Below are 6892 nucleotides of genomic sequence, written 5' to 3'. Positions count from 1 at the left end.
CGAAATTTCAATCAACAATTACCCATTTTTGGTCCTAATAATGGGGAGTACCTCACTAGTTCATTATGTCATTTCCCAGGATGTGAGCTTGCAGGATGGCGAAACCATTGGACTCTCAGCTGAGCAGAAGCTAAAGATTATCCAATCAAAAGGGAAATTTCTAGAAGGGCAGACTTTAAAGATAGCTTACTAGCAGCAAATTAGGTGAGATTAGTACTTTTATTTTCCATATTTGGATTATTCTCTTGCGCCAGGCAAGAAGAGGAAGTAGCACAACCTGCTGGGAAGCTAGAATATTCTTATATAGCCTATGATCTGGAGTGTTGTACCATGGTAGAGTTGAAGCAACAACCCCTACAGTATTCATCCTCTGTAAAAGATAGCATCCATACGTTAACATATATCTATGAAGTTGAGCAAACCCCAGATACTATCACCTACATTTTAAAAGAAGCTCAAAAATTTGATGCCCAACTTGTCTCTAAAGGAAACCATATGCGGGATCATATGCTTCCCATGGTCAATAGCACTTCTTTGTTTTTTTTCGGCAATGCAGAAGTAAAGAAGGAATATAAAGTCTATAAATATGCGAGCAATGCAGTAACGATGGATGGCTGTGTGAGCCTCTTTTGGGTGCCTGAGATTGGTATTATCTTGAAGCGAAATCCTAGCTGGAGAAGTTTTCAAAAGTTGAGAACCAATAATGATAGCCTTAATCGGCAGATAGAATTACTTATTGATGTTATTGTTCAAGACCAGGAATTTTATAGAGGCTGTGGGTTTGAGATACCCGATGAAGGTTTTGAGCTGGAAAGAAAAAGGATGATCTTGGAAAAAGAACAGCAGCTATTGCAAAGACAGAAGCGAATACTTGAGCTACAGAAGAAACAAAGTAAAGGCAAATAAAGGATAGAAGGATTAGTAGCTAAATCAACTTTGTACATCAACTCATACATATCTTCATTCCTTTAGTCATAGTAGATGAAATATTATATATGGCTTTTTTTACTGGTTTTTGTCTCATGCCAAAAAGCGCAGAAGAAGGACAATAGCTATGAAACACTCCTATTAGGAGATTGGATAGAGCTCACCGAAACGCAACTTGCAAAGCGAGATACCATTTGGCTTACAGAAGATAGCCTTGAAATAGCTATGCCAGAACATGTTCCTCTTCCTCCTTCACACTCCTTAATCGATTTGTATGAACCTGTAGGTTTGGGTATTTATAAGGATAGCTTAGATTATTTCAAAGGATTTGTTCAAATAACCGATGACAGTACAACAAAAGGGTATTCTATACGGTACTTAGGTAACTTTACCCATTACCAGCTGAATAAAGATACATTTAAGTTATTTCATAAAGTAAAAAATACCTATCAAACGTTACTGATCAAGAAACTAGTCCCTGATACATTAATCCTTCAAGATAATGATAGTATTCCCGTAACTTTTCTCAAACTGCCAGCTATTAAGGATAGCCTACCAGCTTTTGATAGGATCATTTTCTCTACTTTTTGTTATAGTTGTTCATCCGTAATGAGCATTAGTATTGATTCAAACGGAGAAATATTCTTTCATGGAGAAGGGAGGATGGATAAGCAAGGCTTCTATCGGGGCAGGTTATCAAAAGTGTATACATCCTATGTTTTTGAGAAATTTAGAAAAGCCTATATCAAGAATCTAGACACTACCTACTATCATGCTAATTTTATATCTAGCCATCCATACGTTACTACGACCAGCTTCATGAAAGACAGGATGATTTACAAAACTGTCGTAGATTCGGATATGGCAGCCCCTGAACAGCTAGTATGGGCATACATTCCTGCTTTCTTTGCCTACCAAACCACCAAGCTAGAGAAAATAGCAGAAGAAGGATTGCCATTTTACCTGCACCTAGAATATTTTGACTTTATCAAAGAGGATTCCATTCTGAATATAGAGAAAACAGAAGCGTTTGTTCTATGGCAGGAATTGGGATTAGCTAAGGCTACAAGTAAAGATTTTACTCCAACCTATCAGGTATCTTTTAATTACTTCCAGGATATAGAAGAAAGCAAAAATAGCAACCAAGTTACAGCTATTAAATCTGATGGTAGATTCTATCGGTTTTATCATCAGAAAAAGGTTTTACTTACCCTTGATTTAGGCTATAACTTTATTGAAAAGAATTTGAAGCATAGAAAAATACGAGCCATGGAAGAATGGGAAAAATAAAAGCTACCAAGACCATCACTAAGATAATAATGTGCATTTTGAACAATGCCTAGCAAGTAAAAAAACAACAGCCATAAGCACTCATACTCTTTGATTAATTCCTGTTTTATGAAGAAAACACTGACTATACTGTCACTTGTACTCAGTTTACTAGGCTTAGCTAGTATCTTTCATGATTTATCTGCTCAAACGCAGCTAGAAATGAATGAAGAAGCCTATAACAATTACAAAAAAGCTGATAAGGAGTTAAATCTAGTTTACAAGAAATTACTCGGTAGCTTAAACCCAAAAGAAAAATCACTGTTAATCCAAGCTCAAAGAAGTTGGATTAAATTTCGTGATTCCCACTGCGATTTTGCAGCAGAAGAGTTTGATGGTGGAAGTATCCAACCTATGGTGTGGGCTACTTGTTTGGAAGAGAAGACAAAAGCAAGAATTGAAGATTTAAAAGCAAGTTTACAAAGTAGAGGACTGTAATGCAGTAAAGCTAACATTCACTTTTAGATGACTGTGCAACTATTGATAATTGGGAGCCTGCACTAACAGTGACTTTTGTAACTCTAATGCAATACTTATTTGATGCAGCTTGGGATGGCAGATCGGTTAAAACAAAGCAGAGAATGTTGACTTCCTAGTACTTGGGTTAGTACCTGGAAAATATAACGTATCTACAGCCCTTTATGAGCCTAATGAAAAGACTAGCTTTTATCTTCATAAGCTTTTGTTCTAGTCACTTAACAGAATCAGATAGTTTTCTTTCAAAGCCTATTTTTCTATCTTGGTATATACAAACCATATAAGTTATCTATACTCGTTAGCAATCATGCTAGAGAGGTATCTTAGCTAAAAAACAACCTAAAACAATGACAATTAACAGCATTGCTACCATTGACCAGGGAGAAGGGCAAAGTCTTTCAGTGGCTGGCAACTCTTATCGGATTCTCATCTCAGGCGAACAAACAGGGGGCAACTATGCAGTTATTGACATGCTGGTTCCACCAGGTGGCGGACCAGGTCCTCATGCCCATAAAGACATGCAAGAAATGTTTTATGTAGTGGAAGGAGAAATAGAGTTTAAAATGGAAGGAGGGGGCTATAGGGCACAAAAAGGTTCATTGATAAATATTCCACTAGGAGGGGCAGTTCACAGTTTTAAAAATACTACAGACCAAATTGCCCATTTATTATGTACAGTAGTTCCAGCAGGGTTGGACAGCTTTTTTAAAGAAATAGGAAAACCTGTGGAGGCAGGCGTATTTTTACCACCTCCCAGTTTATCTGCTGAGGAGTTAGAAAAGTTAAAAGCCTTAGCCCAAAAGTATGGACAAACCCTTTACCCCCCAGACTATTTAGGATGAATCCCCACGAAAAAATTCCTTTGGTATTAGGGTAACAACTCTATCTTGCTCCCTTTAATGTAGATCATTATATTCTAATAAAAAATGACCATTTCTATTAAGCGAGTATTTCCTACTGATGAACGTGTAATGAGCCTGATTGACAAACTGAATACCTATCAGATAAGTCTATATGGCGTAGAGAGGTGTAATCTAGAATCACCCCAGTCATTAGTGCAGAACAAGGCTTTGATGCTAGGTGCATATGATGGGCAAACGCTTGTAGGCATTGGAGCTATCAAGCTAGCTGACAGTTATGGGGAAATCAAAAGAATGTATGTAGAAGAAGCTTATCGTGGTTCCTCTATTGCTGAGAACATTTTAAGACATCTGGAAGAGTATGCCAGGCAAAAAGGTATGTTGCGTATATGCCTAGAGACAGGTAATAAACATCACCAGGCACTTAGGTTTTACCAAAAGCAAGGCTATTCTCAAATTGAACGCTTTGGAGACTATTCACCTAATCAGGTGAGTATGTATTTTGAAAAGACTGTAAGCTCAACCTTACAATAGTTGTAGGGGCAACTCCAGCTTATTTCTTTTCAGTTCTGATCCACTTTGGTCCTAACACATAAGGTGCAATACTGGGATGTACAGTTGCTCTCCATTCTTCATGGATAATGGTTTTGTAGGCAACTAGCATTTGTTCGGCAGCTTCCACATAGGGCATGCCACCTACCCCTGTACATAAGCTAGATAGGGCTATATGAATAATTTTATTACCCCTGTCCAGATTATATTTTAGTACAGCCACTAGGATAGCTCGCATAGCTAAATAGGCATTAATAGTTCTACTCACATTTCCAGGTATTCTCATGGTGGGAGCCACAATCAGAAAAGGAAATTTAGGGGTATGCATCTCAAGGATGGCAGCAGTGCCGACAGGCAGTTCTCCCCAGTATTTTTCCCTAATTTCCTTTTGCACTCTTGCCTGCGCTTCTCCACCGTAGAAATCATCAATGGCTTTATCTAAGCCTCCACCCATATCTCCAAAGCTGTTGGCAGGACTGACAATAGCATGTGCAGCCAGATATAAAATATTCCCGCATAGTATTTCAACACCTGGTTCCCCTTTAAAAAACTCAGCTAGGTGAAGGGCTATTTCTTTGTTTTGTTCACAAATACTAAGCTTTAGTGGGGTAGTAGCTTGCTTGCCAAATGGTTTTAGAGTCTCTATTTGCAATCTTTTAATATATCGGATAAGTTGATGTAGCATTAGTTTCGATAGACCAATTTTTCTTGTTAAGAAAGTTGTTCATGCTTTGTTAAATACCTAGTTCTCTTTTCTTTTTCTTGATCAATGATCCCATATCACTCCAATCGATGGTAAATCCAAACAAATTGATACCAAATTGTCCAGAAGTAAATAAGAAATAGCCTTCTCTGTTTTTAAAGGTGATTTTGTATAAGGGAGGGAAAACAATAGGTATCAGCTTAACAGAATCCACTTCCATCCAATTTTCTTCTACAACCCTTTTTCCATTTTGTAATCTAACCTTCTGACCTCCCAAGCTGGCAAAATAGAGCTTCCTTTGGAGCAGCAGGTTAAGGGCTATAATCAATAACCCGATAAGCATAATCTCCACCAAATCCCACAGAGGGGGTGGACCTGGTTTTCCATTATAGGTTATGTTCTCTAGTGAAACAAAGCATAGTATAGGGAAAAGAGTAAATAGTACTCCCAAGAGGAGAAGTCCATATTTGAACGTAAAATAAGCGTTCTTACTGCTTTCCATGCTAGTTATAATATACTTTTATAAACTTGTACTCAATGAGTGTTGTTTTCCTGAATATTACTGCTCGAATTTAACCTTCCGCTTTTAGTTTCCTAATTGCTGCTATACCTCTCCATAAATAGTAAATGAGAAATAGCCGAATCAATATAGTAGTTGTAGGATTCGGAGCAGAAGGATTCTGTGTTGCAAAGTAAAAGGTTAAGACTATATCTAAGCCGATCAACCCAATAACAGCTATCAAAGCAGCTAGAGATCGGTTTCTGATACCAAAAGCTAGGGCAACCATTACTATGCCTACCATGATACTCCCTATACCAAGCCCCATTTGGGTAAGTACATCAATGTTTGCCATTTGGGATACTATTCCAATGACCACATTTAGAATACCTAAGAAAATGGTTAAGTTGAATATTTGACGAAGTTGTTCATTGGGATCAGTAGCACTACCAGGAAGTTCTTTGCCATTTAACAATAACTCTAATTCTGGTTGAATTGCCCCTGTTAATTTAACACCTAGCGTTTGACCATCAGGTAGCGTAAATTCTCTGCCTTGTTTGAGTTCTTTTTGGGTTGCTATTGTACCAATGGGTTGATTATTTAATAGTATGGTAAAGTTTTTCCAGTTAAAGCCCCATCTTGTTATAAGCGACTGTTCTTTGGCAGGATCAAGATAATATATTTTTTCTGGCATTGTGTGTTCTTTGTATTACGGTTTATTGATACGAAATAGGCTTATGAGTTATTTCCAATACTGCTGTTGATCTAAAGTAATAACTACTTGGCTGATTCTTTTAGATGGAGTAAAATAGATTTCTTTGGTGGCTTCGGTTTGTATTCTTGAACACCGCACATAGATTTGATACTTCCCTTGTGGAAGATTGTTAAAAATATTCATTCCTAAATCATTATACACGAAAGCTGCAAAGTCTGCATAGGGAAGGTAGCGCTCGTACGCTGGATAGTAAACATCTAGTTTTACCAAATAATCTGAGTAAGGCTTCCCTTTTTTGTCTACCGTATAAATTAGAAGATTTCCAATTTTGGCTTGTGCCACTGAGTGTTTGTGGATAAATAGTAGTCCAAACACTATAATGATACTTGCTATAAACCGATTCTGTATAAGAGGAGCCATCCTATGCCATTTGTAAGTGAAAGACACAAGATAAAGTCAAAAAATCTGTGAACGTATCTGCAAAGAATTAAAAGTGTACAGTGTAATTTATACCTCTATAATTCTGGAGAGTAATTACTGGCTGTTAGATTCATACCTAATTGTTGTGAAAAGCTTCTTTCAAAACAACATCCTTGATTCCATTAGCCACATTATCATACCATACCTCAGCATAGAAATTACCCATCCAGTACAAATTAATACGGTAACGGTCCTCCCTTCTACTGCTACAATATTTTCCGTTATTCCACACATATTGAGCTTTTTCCTGGAGTGTTAGGAACACCATTTCTGTAATGGATAATATAGAAAAGTCTTAGAGCATGTTTAAAAATTATCTATGGCATTCTTGCCAAAATGATACTAATAAA

The 6892-nt window shown here is 37.2% G+C and carries 10 protein-coding genes; 6 read left to right on the top strand and 4 right to left on the bottom strand.

Features of this window, described 5'->3' with window-relative positions:
• The 6 genes from Q0590_RS36220 to Q0590_RS36195 all read left to right on the top strand — a co-directional run.
• Window positions 1–193: DUF4261 domain-containing protein (locus Q0590_RS36220; RefSeq protein ID WP_302042574.1), on the top strand; the 193-nt coding region annotated here is incomplete at its 5' end.
• An 11-nt stretch (window positions 194–204) separates the two neighbouring features.
• On the top strand, window positions 205–906 hold the full coding sequence (locus tag Q0590_RS36215) for a hypothetical protein (protein WP_302042573.1): 702 nt from the start codon (window positions 205–207) through the stop codon (window positions 904–906).
• A 75-nt stretch (window positions 907–981) separates the two neighbouring features.
• Window positions 982–2217, top strand: a complete 1236-nt coding sequence (locus Q0590_RS36210; protein WP_302042572.1) for a DUF6438 domain-containing protein — start codon at window positions 982–984, stop codon at window positions 2215–2217.
• Window positions 2218–2325: 108 nt separating this feature from the next.
• Complete coding sequence (locus Q0590_RS36205) at window positions 2326–2694, top strand: lysozyme inhibitor LprI family protein (RefSeq protein WP_302042571.1); 369 nt, start codon at window positions 2326–2328, stop codon at window positions 2692–2694.
• Between the two features lie 386 nt (window positions 2695–3080).
• Complete coding sequence (locus Q0590_RS36200; RefSeq protein ID WP_302042570.1) at window positions 3081–3575, top strand: cupin domain-containing protein; 495 nt, start codon at window positions 3081–3083, stop codon at window positions 3573–3575.
• Between the two features lie 84 nt (window positions 3576–3659).
• Window positions 3660–4127 carry a GNAT family N-acetyltransferase gene (locus tag Q0590_RS36195; protein ID WP_302042569.1) on the top strand — a complete coding sequence of 156 codons (468 nt, stop codon included), beginning with the start codon at window positions 3660–3662 and terminating at the stop codon, window positions 4125–4127.
• A gap of 19 nt (window positions 4128–4146) precedes the next feature.
• Here the strand turns inward: Q0590_RS36195 and Q0590_RS36190 are convergent, their stop codons facing one another.
• The 4 genes from Q0590_RS36190 to Q0590_RS36175 form a co-directional block, all read right to left on the bottom strand.
• Window positions 4147–4830, bottom strand: a complete 684-nt coding sequence (locus tag Q0590_RS36190; protein WP_302042568.1) for a macro domain-containing protein — start codon at window positions 4828–4830, stop codon at window positions 4147–4149.
• A gap of 49 nt (window positions 4831–4879) precedes the next feature.
• On the bottom strand, window positions 4880–5350 hold the full coding sequence (locus tag Q0590_RS36185) for a hypothetical protein (RefSeq protein ID WP_302042567.1): 471 nt from the start codon (window positions 5348–5350) through the stop codon (window positions 4880–4882).
• A 70-nt stretch (window positions 5351–5420) separates the two neighbouring features.
• Window positions 5421–6041, bottom strand: a complete 621-nt coding sequence (locus Q0590_RS36180) for a hypothetical protein (protein ID WP_302042566.1) — start codon at window positions 6039–6041, stop codon at window positions 5421–5423.
• Between the two features lie 48 nt (window positions 6042–6089).
• Window positions 6090–6482 carry a hypothetical protein gene (locus tag Q0590_RS36175; protein WP_302042565.1) on the bottom strand — a complete coding sequence of 131 codons (393 nt, stop codon included), beginning with the start codon at window positions 6480–6482 and terminating at the stop codon, window positions 6090–6092.
• Between the last annotated feature and the right edge of the window lie 410 nt (window positions 6483–6892).

This window comes from Rhodocytophaga aerolata (genome assembly GCF_030503435.1).
Taxonomy (GTDB): domain Bacteria; phylum Bacteroidota; class Bacteroidia; order Cytophagales; family 172606-1; genus Rhodocytophaga; species Rhodocytophaga aerolata.
The sequence above is the reverse complement of the archived record's forward strand: the minus strand, read 5'-3'. Positions and strand labels throughout refer to the sequence as shown.